The sequence below is a fragment of the Pseudomonas azerbaijanorientalis genome (assembly GCF_019139795.1).
Classification (GTDB): Bacteria; Pseudomonadota; Gammaproteobacteria; order Pseudomonadales; family Pseudomonadaceae; genus Aquipseudomonas; species Aquipseudomonas laurylsulfatiphila.
Genome location: NZ_CP077078.1, coordinates 2,876,939 through 2,895,389, shown reverse-complemented (window position 1 = coordinate 2,895,389; position 18,451 = coordinate 2,876,939). Strand labels below are relative to the sequence as shown.

The window sequence follows — 18,451 nt, the reverse complement described above, 5'->3', positions numbered from 1 at the left end:
AGCTCGCTCCCACATTTGTTTTGTGCATGCTGTGTATTGTCTATGCTTGCCTCACACACATTCGTGGCGAGGGTTTTATGGACGATCCGGCCGACAACAAGCCGCCGAGCTTCTGGCAAATGCTGCACAGCGTCATGGCGGCGGCGTTCGGGGTGCAGAGCGGGAAGAACCGGGCCCGTGATTTCACGCACGGCAAGCCCAGTCATTTCGTGATTCTGGGGATCCTGTTCACGGTGGTGTTTGCCTTGACGTTGTTCGGCATCGTCAAGCTGGTGCTACTCCTGGCCGGGGTTTGACGCGGCTCAGTGCATCAGGGTTTGCAGGGTGAACGGGTAACGCCAGGACGCGGGACGCCCCTTGGCCGAGAGTTTGTGAAAATCCACACCGAAGTCCTGGGTGGCCTCCATCGCCAGCAGTCGCCTGGCCTGTGCCCGGTCGATCAGCTGCAGCAACGGAATCTGGCGGTCACGGCCGCCGTACTGGCTGATGTCCACGCCTTCATCGTAGTCATGCAATTGCACCAGCGCCCAGCCACCCAGAGTGAAGTGCCCGCCCAGCAACACACTCAGGCGACGGTCCAGCAGTGCCTGCAAGGCCGCGGGTGAATTGTTGATTGCGCCGAACAGCACGCCTTTGCCCGGCACACCGCCGGCCTCGACATACGCCTGCATCACACCTAGCGCCATCTCGTCGTTCGCGGCCCAGACCAGCGACGTCTGCGGGTAGCGCTTGAACAACAGCCTGGCCTGCTCGTAGGCGCGTTGCCGGGTCCAGCCGCCGTACACCAACTGGCGCAAACGCACTTCTGGGTGCTCGGCCAAGGCGCGCCGCAGGCCTTTTTCGCGATACTGCGCAGACGGGGTGATCTTCAAACCGGAAAAGGCCAGCAGCTCAATCGTCTGGCCGAGGGCCACCGGACCGTGCTGCCGGATCAATTCCTTGAGCATCAGGTAGCCGCCCTCTTCGTCATTGGGCACCAGGCTGCCGAGCAAATCGGGATACTTGTCAGGCCGCGCGCCAATCAGCTTCATCTGATCCGCCGTCAGGGCGTTGTTGACCATGAACAGTTTCACCCCGCTGCCTTTGGCCAGCCGCAGGATCTCGGGGGCGATGTATTGCTCGTTGACGAAGATCAGGTAGTCGGGACGATGGTCGCCCTGAAGGGCTTCACGAGCCTGGCCAATGGTGTTTTCGGAGACGCGGTCGGAATACTGGATACGCAAGTCCATCCCCAGGTCCGTCGCCGCAGCCTGCATGAACTGGGAGTAACTCGACCAGAAAGCTTCCGTTGGGGTTCCCGGATTCAGGAACAGTACTGACGCCGCTTGGGCGCAAGGTCCCACGACCATGCCCAGCGTCAGCAATACGCCATACAGAAACTTCAACATTGGTCGTCCGAGCCCCCGGAAATTCGCCGCGCATTATAGCCAGCGAACATCCGTAAAACGGCGATTTTTCCGGTTTTTGTCGGACAATCGTCGGAACCGGGCCCGGACGGGTCGTTTATTGGTGGCTGACCCAGAAAACCGCCGTCCCCACGACCAGCATGATCAGGAACAAGATTGCCCAGGCATCTACGGTGCTATCGCTTTTCCGTGCTTTGGTTGGGTTGCTCATTGCATCGCCTCTTGTCGGTTTTATCGGTGATTGCATAAAGACTCGAGCAGAGTAAAGACGACGATTGCCCGCATCACAAACAGGGTCTTTGCCACAACGATTCTCATTAGGCGATTTGGTTCTTTACATATGCTCAAACATCACTTTTACGCATAACTGCAAACTGGTATCTTGCCTCGGCTCCGTAGGGAGTGCGCGGCCGTGCGCGCAGAATTGCCGAGGTTTTATCGGACGCCAGCCAGCCAAAAAACGCCGCTGTTTCCGACCGGCCCAAGCCTGAGAACAGGACTTATATGTACGTATACGACGAATACGATCAGCGGATCATCGAGGACCGCGTCAAGCAGTTCCGTGATCAGACCCGACGCTATCTGGCAGGCGAGCTGAGCGAAGAAGAATTCCGCCCCCTGCGCCTGCAAAATGGCCTTTATATCCAGCGTTTCGCGCCTATGTTGCGAGTCGCGGTGCCTTACGGCCAACTGACTTCGCGGCAAATGCGAATGATGGCCAAGATCGCCCGTGACTACGACAAGGGCTACGCCCACATCAGTACCCGGCAGAACGTGCAGTTCAACTGGCCGGCCGTGGAAGACATTCCGGACATTCTCGCTGAACTGGCCACCGTGCAGATGCACGCGATCCAGACCAGCGGCAACTGTCTGCGCAACGTCACCACCGACCAGTTTGCCGGTGTCGCCGCCGACGAACTGATCGACCCGCGCCCATGGTGCGAGATCGTGCGCCAGTGGACGACTTTCCACCCGGAATTCGCCTACCTTCCGCGCAAGTTCAAGATCGCCGTCAACGGTTCGACTTCCGACCGCGCCGCCATCGAAGTCCATGACATCGGCCTTGAGCCGGTGCACAACGCCGCTGGCGAACTGGGTTTCCGTGTGCTGGTCGGTGGTGGTCTGGGCCGTACGCCGGTGGTGGGGGCATTCATCAACGAGTTCCTGCCATGGCAAGACCTGTTGAGCTACCTCGACGCCATCCTGCGGGTCTACAACCGCTATGGCCGTCGTGACAACAAGTACAAGGCGCGGATCAAGATCCTGGTGAAAGCGCTGACGCCTGAAGTCTTCGCGCAGAAAGTCGACGCGGAAATGGAGCACCTGCGCGGTGGCCAGACCACGCTGACCGAAGCCGAAGTGCAGCGCGTCGCCAAACATTTCGTCGACCCGCACTACAAGGCCCTGGACAACCAGTCCGCCGCCCTGGCCGAGCTCGACCTGCAGCACCCGGGCTTCGCCCGCTGGCGCGCACGCAACACCCTGGCCCACAAGAAACCGGGCTACGTGGCCGTGACCTTGTCCCTCAAGCCTACCGGCGTTGCACCGGGCGACATCACCGACAAACAGCTCGACGCCGTGGCCGATCTGGCCGAGCGTTACAGCTTCGGTCAACTGCGTACCTCCCACGAGCAGAACATCATTCTGGCCGACGTCGAGCAGGACAAGCTGTTCGTCCTGTGGGGCGAGCTGCGCGAGCAAGGCTTCGCCACGCCGAACATCGGCTTGCTGACCGACATCATCTGCTGCCCGGGTGGCGACTTCTGCTCCCTGGCCAACGCCAAGTCGATCCCGATCGCCGAATCGATCCAGCGCCGTTTCGACGACCTGGACTACCTGTTCGACATCGGCGAGCTGGACCTGAACATCTCCGGTTGCATGAACGCTTGCGGCCACCACCACGTGGGCCACATCGGCATCCTCGGGGTGGACAAGAAAGGCGAAGAGTTCTATCAGGTTTCCCTCGGCGGCAGCGCCAGCCGTGACGCCAGTCTGGGCAAGATCCTCGGCCCGTCCTTTGCCCAGGAAGCCATGCCTGACGTGATCGAAAAGCTGATCGACGTGTACATCGAACAACGTACCGAAGACGAACGCTTCATCGACACCTATCAGCGTATTGGTATCGACCTCTTCAAGGAGCGTGTCTATGCAGCGAATCATTAAGAACAACGAGGTCGTCGACGAGACCTGGCACCTGCTGCCCAAGGACTTCAGCATCGACGAGATCACCAACTGCGACGACTACATCGTCCCCTTGCAGTTGTGGCGCGAACACAGCCGTATGCTCCTGGCCCGCGACGGCGGCCTGGGCATCTGGCTTGACGCCGATGAAGAAGCCGAGGAAATCGGTGAAGACGTCGCGCAGTTCCAGGTCATTGCCCTGAACTTCCCGGCATTCACCGATGGCCGCAACTACTCCAACGCCCGCCTGCTGCGTGACCGTTACGGTTTCAAGGGCGAATTGCGGGCCATTGGTGACGTGCTGCGTGACCAACTGTTCTACATGCATCGCTGTGGTTTCGACGCGTTCGCCATTCGCCCCGACAAGGATCCGCACGAAGCCCTTGAAGGCCTCAAGGACTTCTCGGTGACCTATCAGGCCGCGACCGACGAACCGCTGCCGCTGTTCCGTCGCCGCTGACCGTCACCCCTTGAACCCCGGCCCCGGGGCTCAAGGGGGTTTACCCTTCGCGCTAGAACACCGGATGTTCCACCAGCGGAATCGGCCGCCCCATGGCCACCCAGTCACGGTATAACCGAACTCGTTCTTCCAGCACCACGAACATCCTGAACGGGTTTTCTGCATCGCCAACCCGCGATTCGATACTCTGACGCAACCAGCCCCACAACTCCTCTGACGTATCCGCTTCGTGCAGCAAGTGCCACACACGCGCCTGCAGCGACAGATAGCCGACCTGGAAATCCGCCGTCAGGCGCAATCCATCCATGACCCGCAGCAATGTACTGCCCGATGGCTTGACGGCCAGTCGTTGCCAGATCTGTTGCCGCGCCTCGCGCAGGCTTTCATCGCCCTCCTCCAGCCAGGGCGTCGCACTGCCGTAATCGGCACCCGGTTCACTCAGCCACAGATTGATGCCGGTACGCTCGCGATGATCGACCAAGCGCAGCAAGGTATCTTCATCCGTCAGCGGATTACCCCACAGTTTCACCCGGTCCCGGGAGACCGCCTGATTCAGTATCGATTGGGGAACCCGGCTGATCCGGTTGCCTCGCAAGTCGAGCGAGGTGAGGTACGGCTGATCGGCGATGCCCACCGGACAACGGCTGATCCCGGTGTTTCTCAGGTTCAATACACGCAACTCATTGAGCCCCAGGACAACGGGCGGGACGGTCAAAGGGTTGTCACTCAGGTCCAGCGCTTGCAGGCTCACCAGATCACCCAACTGTGCAGCCGTGTTCTCCTGAAGCTGCAGCAAAGTGGCGCTCAGGTTCAGCGTAGTGAGACGGGTCATTTGCCGAATCGGTGGAGTCAACACACCTTCCAGTACGCCGTTTGCGTTGAGTCGACGCAGGTCGACACGCTCCAGGCTCAGGGAACGCAGGTTCGGAAAGCTTTCGAGAAAGGCGCTCAGGCTCTCGCGCTCGATCAGGTGCAGGCCCAGCATCGATAACTCGACGACCTCATTGAAGCGTACGTTCATCGTCGGCAACCGATGGTAGTCCTCGAAAGCCAGGTCCAGCCTGTACCCGGAAAACGTCTCACCCGACATCACTCTATTGATCCGGGGCGCGCATTTTTGCCAGATGCTCATCAGTTCATCGCCCAGTTCGGTCCGAGTTTCACGCTCGTAATCGATCACGGTTTGCAGCAGTTGGACATTGTGCGCCGCCACCTGCCCCAGGGTCATGCCCTCTGCTTCATCATCGCCAACGGACAGAAAATCGATGTCCATGTCATCGGCATCCAGCACGGACTGGTCGATCCACTGACGCAGATCGGCATGCAACTGCTGCATCTGCGCTATCAGGCGATCCACCAGCGCCTGAGCCCCGGCACCCGCTTCAATCAGCAACTCATCCGCCTGGGCATCGGTGAAATCCGGATACAGATCCTTGATCTGCAGACGCATGACACCATGGGTCAGCGCTGCGGCCTGTGGCGTGTTCGGGAAACCGCCACCGCGCAATCCCAAGGCTTCGAAAGGCAACCGCGAATCCATTCGATTCAAGCCAAGTATCAACTCGGAACGGGCCAAGGCATGACCGCCAATGCGCAACCGCAACTCGCTGGCAGCATCCGGCGAGTGAAGCGACATCGCCGTACGCTCCTCCACAGACAAGAGGTCGAGCAGCGCGGTAAACAGATCCGAACCCTCGCCGTCGGTAGCCGCCACCGCGGTATATCGATAGCGCTCACCGACCTTGATCAAACGCCGGCAATCCGTGGAATCGAGCGGACCGCAGCGGTCGAGGACACGGCCACTGATTGCCCCGTCGAGTACCTCGATGCGCAGGCCTTGCGGCCAGTCGGGCAGGCGATGCAGGGAGTGCAGTGCCAGGACATCGGTTTCCGGATGCAGGACCGAACGCAAGTACAAGCCTTCATAGGCCCGGTTGAGTCGTACATGCTGTTGGTAGTCCCGCGATTTGTTGTCCAGTCGCTTGAGCAATTGCAGCGCCTCGTCAGCGTCGAAGGGCCGATGGATGTCGACTCCCGACCGGTCGAGGATTTGCTCCACGGCGCCTTTCGGCAATCCTGGGTATTCGCGCTGAAACAGGCGAACCCATTCCCGCTCCGAGTGCTGGAGCGCCTGATAGCGGGCGTTGAACAATCCGGCCCGCGCTTGCGCATCGGCGACGGCTTCGAGTTCCTGATCGAGCTTGAAGCGTGTGATGGTATCGGCCAGCAACGGCGTTGGTGGGCGCCCCGCCTGCATCAGGCGCAGCATATCGTCGTCGACCGTGCTGACCCGGGCGATCTGCCCCAGTACCTCATCACTGAAGGCAGCATGGGGTGCGCACACCTCACGCAACAGCTCTATGCGAGTCGACACCGACGCCGGAACCGATCCGGCTACGGGCTTGGCCAGCGTGCCGGGATGCGGCTCGCTCGAGGGCTCCCCAGGCTCGTGCAGGGTTCCGGCGATTTTTTCTTCGCCCTTGAGTGCCACCACAGCCCCGACCAGCGGGAGCGCATTGAGCAAGCCGAACACGGTGCGCATCACGCCCTCGGAGCGCTGCTCCGGTGTCTTGCCGTTGATGGCCTGATCAAGGCCATAACCGGCGTCGATCAGGCCGGCCAGCACCAGGACACCCTCGCCTCCCGGAATGAACAATGCCAATGGCCCCAGCCGGTTGATCCAGCGCACCAGCGGTTCCACCACCGCGCTCAGGTTATCGCGATTGACCTGGGCATCGTCACGGATGGTTTTGACGCTGGCCATCGAGGCCTGCTTCATCGTCAGCACCAGTTGCGCGAACGGATCGGTGTCGGAGTGAGCTCGCTCAAGATCTATGTAATCCTGCGGGTCCCAGAAACCGTCGTCGTTGAAGAGCCCGGCGCTCCTTTTCAGCCAGTGTTCGTTCGGGTAAACCGCCATGCCCTCCAGCGCGGTCGACACGCCCGCATGGAAAGTGCCGTCTTCCCGATCGTTCTCGGCAAAATGCGCGAGCAGCGCCTGGCGTGTGGCCGGCACCTGGCCCTGGGCCACGATCCATTGGCGCAAGTGTCGCCAGTCGGTGAATTCATGCAAGGGAGAGGAGTTGCCCGGGATATTCAGCAGGACCCGACCGCTGTGACGGTGGCGATAACACCAGATATCGTCCGAGGTGTAGCGATAGATCGTCAGCCGACCGGCCTCGATCAGTGCGCTGACACGAGTCGGCGCCTGTAGCTGATCGATGGTCAACGCACTCCACGCCTGCTCCGCCGGCAACCCGGCGGCCTGCATGGCCAGGGCCAGGCCTTCCTGACTCAAACTGCCCTCCTGGTGTTGCAGGCAGGCGCTCATGATAAAGGCGGCCTTGGCCGAGGTTCTCAGGTCGTAAGGCTGCGCCTGGACGATTCGCTTGTCAGAGGGCCAGGTGCGATCAAGGTAAGCCTGATAGCGGGTTTGCAAATCCAGCTCCCACACCCACTGTTTGAACGCCGCCGGCCTGAGGGCAATTTGCGTTGTCGGCCCATACACCTGGGGCGTGGTCTGGCGGTAGATGCCTTCGTAGGTATGGTGATTGCCATTACCGTGGTCGGCGAACTCATCGACATGTTCCACGATGCGAATGGACGGGCCGACATCGGGCGGTGTGTAAAAGCCAAACACGCTTTCGGCGAAGCGCCCGTCGCCGACGGTCTGGTAATTCTCCAGCAACGCCTGGACCAGGGTTTGGGTGCTTGCCACCTGCCCCTGCTCGATGCCGTCCTGCGGCGGGTGCCCGCGGTAGTGGTAATCAAGAGTGACTAACAGCGCAGTGTGCGGGTCGATGTCTTGCCCCCATTTCTCCCTGATCAACTGCGCACCGAACTGCTCGGGAGATTGCGGTAAAGCCGCGCTCACCACAGATTGCAGTGTTTCGCGCAGCGGCACAGGCTGGGGATTTAGCGGTGTCTGATGGTCATTCATGTGCATTCCATGGCAACTGTTTTTGGAACACCAACATAACCAGCCGCCGCGTTGCCGAAAGCAGGAACGATCGCCTGACGCCTTCAGAGATTTCGCCGTGCCGTGGAAGACATCGGGCAAGCGTTCGCAGGCAAAAAAAGGTTCCCGGGAACCTGTAGGAGCCAGCCTGCTGGCGATGGACTCAAGTGCGCCGCGTTCATCCAGTCCACACGCGTTATCGTTAACGACCATCGCTGGCAAGCCAGCTCCCACAAGAGACCGCGCCCGCGCGGCCTCCAAACCACTGAAAACACCAAAAAAAAACCGGGGCAAATACCCCGGCTGGATGTTTGGCAATATTTCCTGGCCCGTTACCAGAAACGTTGCTGGGTCAAACGGCTCCACCAACTCAACAGCACGCGGTCGACCGAGCCGCTGGCGGCCATGCCGATGCGCTCCGGCAGACTTTTGCGTTCGGCGTAATGCAAGTGATAGAGCTCGGACTTGCTGGCGCGCTCAGCGAGGTATTCATCGCTGGTCTTGAGTTCGTCGACCAGGTGCTTGTCCAGCGCCGCGACGCCGAGCCAGATTTCGCCGGTGGCCACTTCATCGATCGCCAGTTGCGGACGGTAGCGCGACACGAAGTTCTTGAACAGTTGATGGGTGATGTCCAGGTCTTGCTGGAACTTCTCCCGGCCCTTCTCGGTATTTTCGCCAAACACGGTCAGGGTGCGTTTGTATTCACCGGCGGTCAGCACTTCGAAGTCGATGTCGTGCTTTTTCAGCAGGCGATTGACGTTGGGCAACTGCGCCACCACGCCAATCGAGCCGAGGATCGCGAACGGTGCGCTGATGATTTTCTGGCCGATGCACGCCATCATGTAGCCACCACTGGCCGCGACCTTGTCGATGCACACGGTCAGGGGCACGCCGGCTTCGCGGATACGCGCCAGTTGCGAGGAAGCCAGGCCGTAGCTGTGAACCATGCCGCCGCCGCTTTCCAGGCGCAGGACCACTTCGTCCTTGGGCGTGGCGAGGGTCAGCAAGGCCGTGATTTCGTGGCGCAGGCTTTCGGTGGCCGAAGCCTTGATATCGCCGTTGAAATCGAGCACGAACACCCGGGGTTTGACCTCGGGTTTTTTCTTCTGCTTCTTGTCGGTCTTGGCCTGGGTTTTGCGCAGGGCCTTGAGCTGGTCCTTGTCGAGCAAGGTTTGCTCCAGGCGTTCGCGCAGCTCTTTGTAGAAATCATTGAGCTTGCTGACCTGCAACTGGCCGGACGACTTGCGCCGCCCCTTGCTGCGCAGGGCCGCAAAACTGGCCAGGACCACCAGAATGGCGATCACCAGGGTCACGGTCTTGGCCAGGAAAATGGCGTACTCGGAAAAAAACTCCACGGGGACTCCTCAAACGATGCGCGGCTTGAACGCGCGCGGGATACCTCCAGCATACCCATGCGCCGACCTTGCGACCAGCCGTGAAACCTCTGGCAACGGGCCTGTAACAAGCATTTCAAACAAGCGTATGTTTTTTCATTGACAGCTCACCGCCATCCTCATAACCTCGCCAAACCTTCAACGTACCGGGATGACGCGGACGTGGGCAGTATCTATTTGATTCGACATGGCCAGGCCTCCTTCGGTGCAGACGACTACGACGTCCTGTCGCCGACCGGCATTCGTCAGGCTGAAATCCTTGGCCGGCACCTGGCCGAACTCGGGATCAGCTTCGACCGCTGCCTGGCAGGGGATCTGCGCCGCCAGCAGCACACGGCCAACAGCGCGCTGGAGCAATTCGCCGCGGTGGGCCTGCCGGTGCCGCTGCTGGAAACCGACTCCGCCTTCAACGAATTCGACGCCGACGCGGTGATCCGCGCGCTGTTGCCGGCCATGTTGCCGGACGAACCCGAAGCGCTGAACATCTTGCGCAACGCCGCGCAAAACCGTGGTGAGTTCCAACGCATCTTCGCCCTGATCATCGAGCGCTGGCTCACCGGTACCTACGACACACCGGGCCTGGAAAGCTGGCTGGGGTTTGTCGAGCGGGTGCGGGGCGGCTTGCATCGCATCCTCGACCAGGCCGACAACACCCAGAAAATCGCCGTGTTCACTTCCGGCGGCACCATCACCGCCCTGCTCCACCTGATTACGCAAATGCCTGCCCGGCAGGCCTTTGAATTGAACTGGCAAATCGTCAACACCTCGCTCAACCAGCTTAAGTTTCGTGGTCGCGAGGTGTCGCTGGCTTCCTTCAACAGTCATGCGCACCTGCAACTGTTGAAGGCCCCGGAGCTCATCACGTTTCGCTGAGTCCGGACTATTGTGACCCTGGCAGTAATCACCCTGCTCTTATTACCCAAGAAAGGATCGAACCATGACCTCCGTAGCAGACGCCGTACAAGCAATGAAAGCCAAGTTCAACCCAGCCGCTGCTGCCGGCCTGGACCTGGTCTTCGGTTTCCGCATCGACGACACCAAGAACTTCTCGCTGATTGTCAAAGACCAGACTTGCGAGCTGCAGGAAGGCGAGAACCCGGACGCCCAGGTGACTCTGGTGATGGACGGCGAAACCCTGGAAGGCATCGTCGACGGTTCGACTGACGGCATGCAAGCGTTCATGGGCGGCAAACTGCGCGCTGAAGGCGACATGATGCTGGCCATGAAACTGTCCGAGCTGTTCCCGTCGTAAGCACCTGACTCCCGGCCTTCGGGAGCGTGCCTGCTGCAAACGAATCCCGCCCCTAGTGGCGGGATTCGTCGTTTTTGTCTGCCCTGTGGCGAGGGGTATGAGTGGTGCCTGTGAGGTTTGTGCTCTTACAATGCCTCAATCTCCCACACCGGCCACCCCATGGACATCGACCTCGCCCGCACCTTCCTCGAAATCGTCCGCCATGGCAGCCTGGCTGCCGCCGCGCAAAAGCTCCATGTCACCCAGACCGCGATCACCGCACGGGTGCAGAAACTCGAGAGCCAACTGGGCAGTACCCTGTTCGTGCGCAATCGTGCCGGTGCTCGCCTGACGCCCAACGGTGAAGCGTTCGTGGTGTACGCCAACCAACTGGTGCAAACCTGGGACGCCGCGCGGCGTGATCTGCCCTTGCCCGAGGGTTATCGCGATGTGCTGCACATCGGTGGCGAGGTGAGCCTGTGTAACCCGCTGATGCTCGGTTGGGCCGGCGAAATCCGCAAGCACATCCCCAGCCACGCCCTGCGCATGGAAATCCATGAGGGCGAAAACCTCCTGCGCCAACTGGAGTTGGGCGTTCTGGATGCTGCGCTGGTGTATCAGCCCGAGTATTGGCCGCGTTTGCAGGTCGAGCAGGTACTCGAAGAAAAACTGATTCTCGTGCGCCTGGCCGACAGGCCCGATCCTTATGTGTACATCGATTGGGGCGCCGAATTCCGGCGCCAGCACGATGCCGCCCTGCCGGAAAAAGCCAAGGCGGCGCTGAGTTTCAATCTTGGCCCGTTGGGCTTGCAGTACCTTCTCGAAAACGGCGGTAGTGGTTACTTCCGTACCCGTGTCGTGCAGAGTTATCTCGATAGCGGTGCCCTGGAACGGGTGCCCAAGGCTCCGGAATTCAGCTACCCGACCTATCTGGTCTACTCCCGCGATCGTGACTCGCCGACGCTGCAACGCGCCTTCGACCTGCTGCGCGAGGTGATCGATTCCGACGAAGACTGGTCGCAACGCTGGGACCCGCTGACCTGAAACCGGTTTGCACCGGATCATGGCCGTTGTGTCCTCAAGGTTCGCCCCGCCAGAACAGCGCAATCGACTAATCTGCAGGAGATAACAACAACGACAGGTGATTGCAGTGAGGCAGACCACCGAAGGATTCCGCAGCCGCTACCGCGCCGCCATTCATCCGCTCTACAACCCTTGGCTGCACGGCGCTTTTGTCCTGTTGTTCGGTGCGCTGGCGATCAGCGTTTTCTGGAGCAACGTGCATCAGGTACAGCCGGCGCAATGGATTGCAGTGCCGGTCACGCTGCTAGTGTTCAACCTCGGCGTGTACATGGTGCATCGCCACCTGGGGCATCATAAAAAGGGATTCGCCCGGCTGTTTTATGCCCGTCACGCCGGCGACCACCACAGCTTTTTCACCCCAGGCCACATGACCTACGACAGCGCCCGCGACTGGCGGGTGATCCTGTTTCCGGCATGGCTGATCGTACTGCACACACTAGTCGTGGCCCTGCCCCTCTGGTGGCTGCTCAAGCACATCGATACCAACGTCGCCGGACTGGTCGGCGGCGTTCTTGTACTCGGCTACCTGACTTATGAAGTGTTCCATGCCTGCGAGCATCTGCCACCGCACAATCCGCTCACACGGCTGCCGTGGATCCGCCAGATGCGCCGCCTGCACGAACTGCACCACCGCCGCGAACTGATGCAGGAGCGCAATTTCAACATCGTTTTCCCGCTGATGGACTACCTGTTCGGCACCCTCTATTGGGAGCCGGAGCCCGTGCCGCTCAACCCGACGAGAACGCCCATGACCCGCATGCAGCATCAGATTGTCATTGCCGGACACCCGATCGATGTACTGGCCTACGCCAGCACCGTGACCCTTTGGCCGCAATGGCACCCGTCGTCGCTGCACATCGATGGGCCCAAAGGTCCATTGCATGCCGGCGCACGTTTCGAGGAGGACATCCGCGCCGGCGGCCGTGAAGGACACTTGCGCTGGGAAGTGGCGCAGTACCTGCCCGGCCAGCGCTGGAGCGCGCGTGCCCAGGGTGACCATGGCCTGTCGCTGGTGGTCACCTACGAATGCGAAGCCCTGGGCAAGGACACACGTTTCGTCCGCACCCTGGAGTACCAATTCAGCGGTCTGGCGATGCGGCTTGCCAACCGGTTGTTGCTCAAGCGGCGCATCGACCGGGAATCGGCGGCGTCGATGCGAGCATTGCGCGAGATGGCGCAGAAATACCTGGTGGCAACCGGAGTCAACGCGTGAACAAAATCCTCAAATGCCTGCTGCTGGTCGTTGTCGTCATCGGCGCCTTCCTGTTGCTGATGCCGACCAAAGTACGACCGGTGGCCTGGACGCCACAACCCGCGCCGTCCCTCGCCAGCGGAATCTACGCCGACAATCAGCGCCTCAAAGGCATGGAACGCGTCGGTGCCGCCGACATCGACGGGCCGGAAGCCCTGCTGCTGGAAAACGACACGCTGATCACCGGCCTGCACGACGGGCGCCTGATCCGCACCAGCCTGGATGGCAAGACCACCAAAGTCCTGGCCGACACAGGTGGCCGGCCACTGGGCCTGGCCCGGCATCCCAATGGCCTGCTGGTGATCGCCGATGCCGTCAAGGGTTTGTTGTCTCTCGACGCCCAGGGTCGCCTGGTGGCCTTGACCACAGAGGCCGGCGGCGTTCCCTTCGGTTTTACCGACGATGTGGTCATCGACAAACCTGGTCACTACGCTTACTTCAGCGATGCTTCGAGCCGCTTCGGCTATGGCCACGACGGTGAGGCCGTGCTCGAACACGGTGGTGATGGTCGATTGCTGCGCTACGACTTCCAGACCGGCAAAACGTCGGTTGTGCTGGACAAGCTGGAGTTTGCCAACGGTGTGGCCCTGGGACCGGACGACGCCTACGTGCTGGTCAATGAAACCGGCGCCTACCGCATCAGCCGCTATTGGCTCAGCGGCCCCAAGGCCGGCACCCAGGACCTGTTCATCGACAACCTGCCGGGCCTGCCGGACAACCTGTCGTTCAATGGTCACGACCGGTTCTGGGTGGCATTGTATGCCCCTCGAAATGCCCTGCTAGATGGCACGGCGGCGCATCCCTTCGTGCGCAAGATGATCGTGCGAGCCATGACCGTCCTGCCCAAACCGGTGGAAAAGCGCGGGTTCGCCCTGGGCCTGGACCTTGAAGGCAAGGTCATCGCCAACCTGCAGGACGGCAGCAGCGACAACTACTCACCGATCACCACAGTGCGCGAGTATGGGGACTGGTTGTATTTCGGTTCACTGAAGGCACAGAACATGGCGCGGTTGCCTTTGAGCAAGGCGTTGCAATGATCGGTGCACCTGCCTGAGTTCACCGTAGAACCCCTGTGGGAGCGGGCTTGCTCGCGAAGGCGTCAGCACATTCAACATCGACATTGACTGGCAGGCCCCATTCGCGAGCAAGCCCGCTCCCACAGGGGACAGCATTCAGTTCACCGGGATATTCGGGCTGGGTCATGAGGCACCTCGTTGAGAGCCGTAATATCGGTCTCTGAGCATTCGAGGTGCCGGTTCTGGTGGCCCTTCCAACTTTCCAGTCACCGATCGTCGGTGGCAGGCACGCTGGATCAGGACCGCAACTGGAGTTGTTTGACGATCTTGTCCTTGACCTCCAAGCGCTTCGCCTTGAGCTTCGTCACCGCGTCATCGCTGGATTTGGCTTCCTCCGCTTTCACCACTTCGGCATCAGCCTGGGAATACTTGTTGATCAGTGAATCCAGTAACGGATCCTTGGTGCGTTTCTGCTGGATTTCTTCCTTTGTGCAACTCAGATCCTGAAAAAGGTCATGGGGCACCGGCATGGAACACCTCCGTTTGTTAATCGGTAGCAAACGCCGACTGATTGCGTTCACCAACTATCAGAATGGCCTCGGTTGGCCCGTTCTGTCGACCATCTGTCAGACCAGCGGTGCCCGTTCGTCGTCCTGTCGCAAATGCGATAAAACCTTTGTCTGCGCCGCCGCCTCCACCGGTTAACGATCACTCGATCACCTTTGAAAACCTGTGTGGAGAATCACCGATGGACAGACTCAACGTACGTCAACTGGCCCTGGTTATCGCAATGAGCAGCTGCATGGGCAGTGCCCTGGCTGCTACTTCCAATGACTTTGTCGACAAAGCGGCCGCCGGCGGCATCGCCGAAGTCGAGACCAGCCGGCTGGCCCTGGAAAAAAGTGCATCAGCCGACGTCAAGAAATTCGCCAACATGATGATTACCGATCATTCCAAGGCCAACGATGAACTGGCCGCCCTGGCGAAAAAATTCGACATCGAAGTGCCGGACAGCACGACGCTGACCAAACAAGCCAAGGAAAAAATCCTCGACATGCGCGACGAATCCTTCGACGCGGCCTATGCCGACAACCAGGTCAAGGCCCATGAAGAAGCCATCGACCTGTTCAAGAAGGAAGCCGATACGGTGACGGACGACCAGGTCAAAGGCGCCACCGAGCTCAAGGGCTTTGCGCAAAAAATGCTGCCGGCGCTGGAAAAACACCTGGAAATGGCGAAAAAACTCCAGGCCGCCCATCCGAGCAAGTAACTGTGCCATCCATGGTACTGATGGGAGAGTGTTTGCCTGTAGGAGCTGCCGCAGGCTGCGATCTTTTGATTTTGATTTTTGACAATGTCGAAGGGGGCGGAAGATCAAGATCAAAAGATCGCAGCCTGCGGCAGCTCCTACAGGCCGAGCGTTAGCTCGCCCACAGGGAATTTTGTCAGCCGCCAAGAACGGTCCGCACCATTTGCGTCAACGCTTCAGGACTGTAGGGTTTGCTGAGCAAATGGGTATCCGGGCTAAGCTGATGATTGCGCGAGATGATGTCGCGGGTATGCCCCGAAGTGAACAGCACCGCCACCGGCGGCTCCTGCACTTTCGCCCAGGCCGCCAGGTCCGAACTCTTGATCAGGCCGGGCATGACCACGTCGGTGAATATCAGGTCCACCGTCACCCCTTCCAGCAACATTTGCATGGCAGCGTCTGCGTTGGTGGCCGTGAGGACTTGATAGCCCTCCTCGCACAACAACTCCACCGCCGACACTCTCACGGCCTCATTGTCCTCGACCACCAGGATGCGTTCGTGCCCACCCCGTTGCGGCATATCGGGGCCCGGCGTTTCACTGGGTACCGCGCGCAAGGTGCGCGGAAAGTACAACTGCACCCGGGTCCCCCGCCCCACGTCACTGGCGATTTCGATATGACCGCCACTCTGCTTGACGAAGCCAAACACCATGCTCAAGCCCAATCCGGTGCCCTGTCCGTCGGCCTTGGTGGTGAAGAATGGCTCGAACACCTGGGCCAGCACCTGCGGCGGCATGCCGACACCGGTATCCGTCACGGACACCCGCACATAGTCCCCCGGGGCAATGCCCCTACCGGCGCAAAACTTGCGATCGAGGACGATGTTCTCCGCGCACAGGTCAATCCTGCCCTCGCCTTGAAGGGCGTCACGGGCATTGATCGCCAGATTGAGAATGGCGTTTTCCAGTTGGTTGCGATCAACAAACACATTCCAGGAATCTTCCGGTGCCGTCATGTGAACCTGAAGGGTTTCACCCAGGGCACGCAGCAACAACTCCGCCAGGCCATCGAAAATCTGCCGCAATGTGAAGACCGCAGGCGACAAGGGTTGGCGGCGGGCGAATGCCAGCAATTGCGAGGACAGCTTGGCACCGCGCTCGACAGCGGCAATCGACGCCGAGACCCGGCGCTGCACATTGGCGTTACCTCGCTCATGGCGCGCCAGCAAGTGCAGGTTACCGGCGATCACTTGCAGCAGGTTGTTGAAGTCATGGGCCACACCGCCGGTGAGGCCGCCGATGGCTTCCAGCTTCTGTGACTGGCGCAATTGTTCTTCCGCCGCCAGCCGCGCCTCGACCTCGTCGGCCACCCGGTGCTCCAGGTTGCGGGTGAACTTGAGCAGGGACTCTTCGGCGGTCTTGCGTTCGTGGATGTCGATCAGCACGCCGGGGAAACGAAACGCCTCGCCCTGTTCATTGAACTCGCAACAGCCACTGGCGAGTACCCAGAGGTAACTGCCGTCGGGGCGCCGAATCCGGTATTCGACGTTATAGGGCTCGCCCGTCTCCACCGACAATTTGACGCGTTCCCGGACCCAGCTGCGGTCGTCTGGATGGATGCGACTTTCTGCGATTTCCTGGGACAGGTTTTCCAGGTCTTGCCCGAGGGGATAGGAAAACGTGCGGGCAAAACGCTCATCGCCCGACAGCACGTTGGCCTTGATGTCCCAGACAAAAGAGCCGAGCAATGCACCGGCGTTCAGCGCCAGGCGCACCCGTTCGTTGTCGGCACGGTAGGCGTTTTCAGCCGCCTGTCGCCGACGTTCGGAGATCACCCGATCCGTGGTTTCCACCACCATGGCCATGACCCCGGCCGGGCGTCCGTCATCGTCGGCTACCGGGCTGTAGTAGAGGTCCATCCAGACATCTTCCGGAACCCCGTCACGCAGCAGCACCAGTTCTTTGTTGCGATAGGACAAGGTGCCGCCCGCCAGGCAGGTGTCGACCACGTGGCGATTGAATTCGGCGACTTCTGGCCAACCCAGTTCCACGGCGGAGCCGAGCAGGTACGGATGACGCCCACCGGCAAACTTGGAATAAGCGTCGTTATAGATCATGTACCCGGACTGGCCCCAGAGCATCACCATCGGCAGCGGCGAGGCGAGCATCAACTGCACCGCGCTGCTCAGGCTCCTGGACCATGAGTCGAGCGGGCCCAGTTCGGTCCGGCTCCAGTCGAACGCACGAATGCGCCCGGCCATTTCGCCGCTCCACCCGGCACACCCGTGGCTATCCGCTAGAAACTGCATCGGCTGGCTCTATCCCGGTAAATGGCACCCGTTTGTTTCGAGCATCCCGGGCGCGATTCGTTTCATAGAGGTATAGCTGATTCTGGCGGGCTACCGGAGATCCCCTGTGGGAGCGGGCGTGCTCGCGAAAGCGGTGTGCCATTCAACATATTCGCCTGCTGATACACCGCTTTCGCGAGCAAGCCCACACTTTGGTCCTCAGTAACCGAGAGACCGTGCACTACACCTCAATCAAATGCTTGAGCGGGTTGTAACTGCTTTTCAGGGTCGCCGCGACATCGAGAATGGCTTTCTCGATGCCATTCAAATGCATGCAGGTCAGCTCGATGGCCGCGCTCTGGTTGCCCGCTTCGATGTACTCGATCAACCGCAGGTGTTCATCGTCGCGGCAGGCTTCGTGGCTGTCGTCATCCAGTGCGGCGGCATACAGCGAGGCCCGGGAAATCAGCTTCTGGAACCAGTCGAGCAATACCGGATTGTTCAGGCTGCGGGCCAGTTTGATATGGAACTCGCCGAGCAGGTGAATCAGCCGTTCGTGATCACCGCTTTGATGTGCTTCATCTTCCAGCAGCAGGTGATCGCGCAGATCCTGGGTCACCGCCGTATCACGGCGACGGCACAGTTCACTGACGATACCGATCTCGACCAGACGCCGGGTTTCGAACAGCGAGCGGATCTCCTCGTCACTGGGCAATGACACCGATGCACCTTTATTGGGCTCGGTGGTGACCAAGCCATCGGCCTCCAACTGCTTGAGCGCAGCCCGCACAGACGTGCGGCTGACGTTGAACAACTCGGCCAGAGAGGCTTCGCCCAGCTTCATCCCCGGACGCAACGAACGCTTGCTGATCGCCTCGTAAACCCCTTGGTAGACGCGGTCGACCGTGGTTTCCAGTTTCTTTTCCGTCATTCA

General features: G+C 60.4%; 16 protein-coding genes. 10 read left to right on the top strand and 6 right to left on the bottom strand.

The annotated features are described in order from the left end of the window. The first annotated feature begins 77 nt into the window (after window positions 1-77). Entirely contained in the window at window positions 78-296 is a 219-nt protein-coding gene (locus KSS91_RS12865; RefSeq protein WP_007980782.1) for a DUF2970 domain-containing protein, read from the top strand. 6 nt (window positions 297-302) lie between these two features. Here KSS91_RS12865 and KSS91_RS12860 read toward each other — a convergent pair whose 3' ends face one another. Continuing rightward, the gene (locus KSS91_RS12860) at window positions 303-1,388 is read right to left on the bottom strand and encodes an ABC transporter substrate-binding protein (RefSeq protein ID WP_217838203.1); all 1,086 of its coding nucleotides are present in this window, start codon (window positions 1,386-1,388) and stop codon (window positions 303-305) included. 522 nt (window positions 1,389-1,910) lie between these two features. Here KSS91_RS12860 and KSS91_RS12855 point away from each other — a divergent pair. Next, window positions 1,911-3,569, top strand: coding sequence for a nitrite/sulfite reductase (locus KSS91_RS12855; RefSeq protein ID WP_217838202.1), 1,659 nt, complete (start codon window positions 1,911-1,913; stop codon window positions 3,567-3,569). Then, on the top strand, window positions 3,553-4,047 hold the full coding sequence (locus KSS91_RS12850; protein ID WP_007976503.1) for a DUF934 domain-containing protein: 495 nt from the start codon (window positions 3,553-3,555) through the stop codon (window positions 4,045-4,047). The genes KSS91_RS12855 and KSS91_RS12850 overlap by 17 nt, the downstream gene beginning before the upstream one ends. A 52-nt stretch (window positions 4,048-4,099) precedes the next feature. Here KSS91_RS12850 and KSS91_RS12845 read toward each other — a convergent pair whose 3' ends face one another. Both KSS91_RS12845 and sohB read right to left on the bottom strand, forming a co-directional pair. Further along, window positions 4,100-7,987: a dermonecrotic toxin domain-containing protein gene (locus KSS91_RS12845; RefSeq protein ID WP_217838201.1), complete on the bottom strand. Its 3,888-nt coding sequence runs from the start codon at window positions 7,985-7,987 to the stop codon at window positions 4,100-4,102. Between the two features lie 350 nt (window positions 7,988-8,337). Beyond that, window positions 8,338-9,360, bottom strand: a complete 1,023-nt coding sequence (gene sohB / locus KSS91_RS12840; RefSeq protein ID WP_126045583.1) for a protease SohB — start codon at window positions 9,358-9,360, stop codon at window positions 8,338-8,340. 201 nt (window positions 9,361-9,561) lie between these two features. On the opposite strand from sohB, the gene KSS91_RS12835 reads away from it, so the two are divergent. The 5 genes from KSS91_RS12835 (at window position 9,562) to KSS91_RS12815 (ending at window position 14,002) form a co-directional block, all read left to right on the top strand. Beyond that, window positions 9,562-10,272 (top strand): histidine phosphatase family protein, encoded by a 711-nt coding sequence (locus KSS91_RS12835; protein WP_217838200.1) that lies wholly within the window; start codon window positions 9,562-9,564, stop codon window positions 10,270-10,272. A gap of 64 nt (window positions 10,273-10,336) precedes the next feature. Continuing rightward, window positions 10,337-10,651: an SCP2 sterol-binding domain-containing protein gene (locus tag KSS91_RS12830; protein ID WP_015094878.1), complete on the top strand. Its 315-nt coding sequence runs from the start codon at window positions 10,337-10,339 to the stop codon at window positions 10,649-10,651. A gap of 159 nt (window positions 10,652-10,810) precedes the next feature. Continuing rightward, a complete protein-coding gene (locus KSS91_RS12825) occupies window positions 10,811-11,674 on the top strand; it encodes a LysR family transcriptional regulator (RefSeq protein WP_217838199.1) in 864 nt (287 codons plus the stop codon). Between the two features lie 106 nt (window positions 11,675-11,780). After that, window positions 11,781-12,926, top strand: a complete 1,146-nt coding sequence (locus KSS91_RS12820) for a sterol desaturase/SRPBCC family protein (RefSeq protein WP_217838198.1) — start codon at window positions 11,781-11,783, stop codon at window positions 12,924-12,926. Beyond that, a complete protein-coding gene (locus tag KSS91_RS12815) occupies window positions 12,923-14,002 on the top strand; it encodes an SMP-30/gluconolactonase/LRE family protein (protein ID WP_217838197.1) in 1,080 nt (359 codons plus the stop codon). The genes KSS91_RS12820 and KSS91_RS12815 overlap by 4 nt, the downstream gene beginning before the upstream one ends. A 275-nt stretch (window positions 14,003-14,277) precedes the next feature. Here KSS91_RS12815 and KSS91_RS12810 read toward each other — a convergent pair whose 3' ends face one another. Then, the gene (locus KSS91_RS12810; protein ID WP_015094874.1) at window positions 14,278-14,511 is read right to left on the bottom strand and encodes a DUF465 domain-containing protein; all 234 of its coding nucleotides are present in this window, start codon (window positions 14,509-14,511) and stop codon (window positions 14,278-14,280) included. Here KSS91_RS12810 and KSS91_RS12805 point away from each other — a divergent pair. Together KSS91_RS12805 and KSS91_RS12800 are read left to right on the top strand one after the other, a co-directional pair. Then, the gene (locus KSS91_RS12805) at window positions 14,510-14,686 is read left to right on the top strand and encodes a hypothetical protein (RefSeq protein WP_217838196.1); all 177 of its coding nucleotides are present in this window, start codon (window positions 14,510-14,512) and stop codon (window positions 14,684-14,686) included. The two genes, KSS91_RS12810 and KSS91_RS12805, sit on opposite strands and share 2 nt — an antisense overlap. A 43-nt stretch (window positions 14,687-14,729) precedes the next feature. After that, window positions 14,730-15,251 carry a DUF4142 domain-containing protein gene (locus KSS91_RS12800; protein ID WP_217838195.1) on the top strand — a complete coding sequence of 174 codons (522 nt, stop codon included), beginning with the start codon at window positions 14,730-14,732 and terminating at the stop codon, window positions 15,249-15,251. A gap of 175 nt (window positions 15,252-15,426) precedes the next feature. On the opposite strand, the gene KSS91_RS12795 is transcribed toward KSS91_RS12800, so the two are convergent. Together KSS91_RS12795 and KSS91_RS12790 are read right to left on the bottom strand one after the other, a co-directional pair. After that, window positions 15,427-17,538, bottom strand: coding sequence for a hybrid sensor histidine kinase/response regulator (locus KSS91_RS12795; RefSeq protein WP_217838194.1), 2,112 nt, complete (start codon window positions 17,536-17,538; stop codon window positions 15,427-15,429). A gap of 220 nt (window positions 17,539-17,758) precedes the next feature. Then, window positions 17,759-18,448 carry a GntR family transcriptional regulator gene (locus KSS91_RS12790; RefSeq protein ID WP_007973313.1) on the bottom strand — a complete coding sequence of 230 codons (690 nt, stop codon included), beginning with the start codon at window positions 18,446-18,448 and terminating at the stop codon, window positions 17,759-17,761. Between the last annotated feature and the right edge of the window lie 3 nt (window positions 18,449-18,451).

Coding starts and splice junctions, on each gene's coding strand:
- KSS91_RS12865 (WP_007980782.1), top strand. CDS start 78: ATGGACGATCCGGCCGACAACAAGCCGCCGAGCTTCTGGCAAATGCTG.
- KSS91_RS12860 (WP_217838203.1), bottom strand. CDS start 1,388: ATGTTGAAGTTTCTGTATGGCGTATTGCTGACGCTGGGCATGGTCGTG.
- KSS91_RS12855 (WP_217838202.1), top strand. CDS start 1,911: ATGTACGTATACGACGAATACGATCAGCGGATCATCGAGGACCGCGTC.
- KSS91_RS12850 (WP_007976503.1), top strand. CDS start 3,553: ATGCAGCGAATCATTAAGAACAACGAGGTCGTCGACGAGACCTGGCAC.
- KSS91_RS12845 (WP_217838201.1), bottom strand. CDS start 7,987: ATGAATGACCATCAGACACCGCTAAATCCCCAGCCTGTGCCGCTGCGC.
- KSS91_RS12830 (WP_015094878.1), top strand. CDS start 10,337: ATGACCTCCGTAGCAGACGCCGTACAAGCAATGAAAGCCAAGTTCAAC.
- KSS91_RS12825 (WP_217838199.1), top strand. CDS start 10,811: ATGGACATCGACCTCGCCCGCACCTTCCTCGAAATCGTCCGCCATGGC.
- KSS91_RS12805 (WP_217838196.1), top strand. CDS start 14,510: ATGGAACACCTCCGTTTGTTAATCGGTAGCAAACGCCGACTGATTGCG.
- KSS91_RS12810 (WP_015094874.1), bottom strand. CDS start 14,511: ATGCCGGTGCCCCATGACCTTTTTCAGGATCTGAGTTGCACAAAGGAA.
- KSS91_RS12800 (WP_217838195.1), top strand. CDS start 14,730: ATGGACAGACTCAACGTACGTCAACTGGCCCTGGTTATCGCAATGAGC.
- KSS91_RS12795 (WP_217838194.1), bottom strand. CDS start 17,538: ATGCAGTTTCTAGCGGATAGCCACGGGTGTGCCGGGTGGAGCGGCGAA.
- KSS91_RS12790 (WP_007973313.1), bottom strand. CDS start 18,448: ATGACGGAAAAGAAACTGGAAACCACGGTCGACCGCGTCTACCAAGGG.